This is a genomic window from Micromonospora sp. ATA51 (genome assembly GCF_016802855.1).
Classification (GTDB): Bacteria; Actinomycetota; Actinomycetes; order Mycobacteriales; family Micromonosporaceae; genus Micromonospora; species Micromonospora sicca.
Genome location: NZ_JAEVHJ010000645.1, coordinates 1 through 1,526 on the forward strand (window position 1 = coordinate 1; position 1,526 = coordinate 1,526).

The 1,526-nt window shown below is 74.0% G+C and carries 1 protein-coding gene; it reads right to left on the reverse strand.

Annotation, left to right across the window (positions count from 1 at the left end):
* Positions 1 to 1,356, reverse strand: a 1,356-nt coding sequence (locus JNW87_RS38615) for a transposase (RefSeq protein ID WP_309234166.1), incomplete at its 3' end; no start/stop codon positions are given.
* Positions 1,357 to 1,526: the final 170 nt, after the last annotated feature.

Below are 1,526 nucleotides of genomic sequence, written 5' to 3' on the forward strand. Positions count from 1 at the left end.
ACCTGTGGGTGGGGCGGGCCTCCGCGGGCCAACTGATCCTCGCGCCGCCCGGGGTGGGCGGCGGGGGTCACGTCGGGACCGTCCGGTACCGGGCAGGTGCCGGCCGGCTCGACGGTGCGTGACCACCTCCGGCAGCACGACCGCTGTCGGGGTGGTGGATCCGCCGCCCGGGGTGCGGGTGGCGATGCCGGCGGCCGCGACGAGGTCGCGGTGCCCGGAGAACGCGCAGTGCCGGCAGGACAAGGTCCGGCCGCGGGGTTTCGGTACCCGCCTTCCGCAGGCGGGGCAGGTCGACGAGGTGCCGCGTTCGTCGACCAGGTGGACGGTGATCCCGGCGAGGGTGGGCTTGTCGGTGAGGACCTGCAGGAGCCGGCCGATCTGCCACTGCCGCAACCGCAGGTGGTGCCGCCGCCCCGCCGCAATGTCGAGCACCCCGCGCGGGTCACCCACGTGCAACACACCCACCCGCTGCTCCACCGCCCAGGACACGACGCTACGGGCGGCCTCGTGCTGGGCCTGACGCACCCGCCGCCGATGCCGGCCCTCCACCAGGCGTGCCCGACGCCGGTACTTGCGCCACCGCCGCGGCCCCTTCTCACCCGGCTTCGGCGCCCGCCGGGCCACGCCGCGGCGGCGGGCCTTGGTGTCGGCCAGGTGCATGCGATGCTCGGCGCGGATCGCCCGCCCCGACACCAACAACCCCTCCCCGTCGGGGCCGGCCACCGCGTACGGGTGGATGATCCCGAGATCCACCCCGGCCGCCCGGCCCGGATCCGGTTGTTCACCAGGCGGGTAGACCGTCACCGGCACCTCGGCGGTCACGTCGAGGAACAGCCGGCCACCCTCACACAGCAGGGTGACCGAGCGGACCTGCTCGGCCGGATACGGCACCTCCCGCGCCAGACGCACCCACAACGGGGCAGTGCCTCTGGCGGTCGGGATCCGCACCCGGCGGCCGTCGAGGGTGAACGTGCCGTGATACCAACGCACCGGCACCAACCCCCGCCGCCGGCGCGGAAACCGGGCCGACAGGTCACCGGCGGTGCGGCGCTTCGCCGCCGCGAACCACGCATCCGAGAACCGGCGCAACACCGAACGGGCCCCTGTGGTGTCCAGGTCGCCGAAGGTGCCCGGCCCCGACCCGGACAGCTCCCGACACAACTGCTGATAGCCCACCAGCGGCGCGCCGCCGCGGCGGCGGCGCCACGCGTTGACCTCCAACACACACGCCCACACGTCACCAGCCGAGCGCAGCAGCCCGAAACACCGCCGCCGCTGCCCCGGCGTCACCCGCACAGCAACCCGGGCCGTGCGATGCACAACCCGCGGCAAGGCCGGATCCCGACGGCGAGGCACGAACCGAAGCCAACACCAGCCCTACGACATTTCCCCAACCCCGACCAACCCGGCCAACGTTTGTGGACAGAGCACCAGTGAGGCTCCGCCTCGGACCGCCGAGGTGGGTGGTTGGGCTGGGGCTGGTCGGGCCGCTGGTGGTGGGTTCATCCTGGCAACCGTAGGTGCGG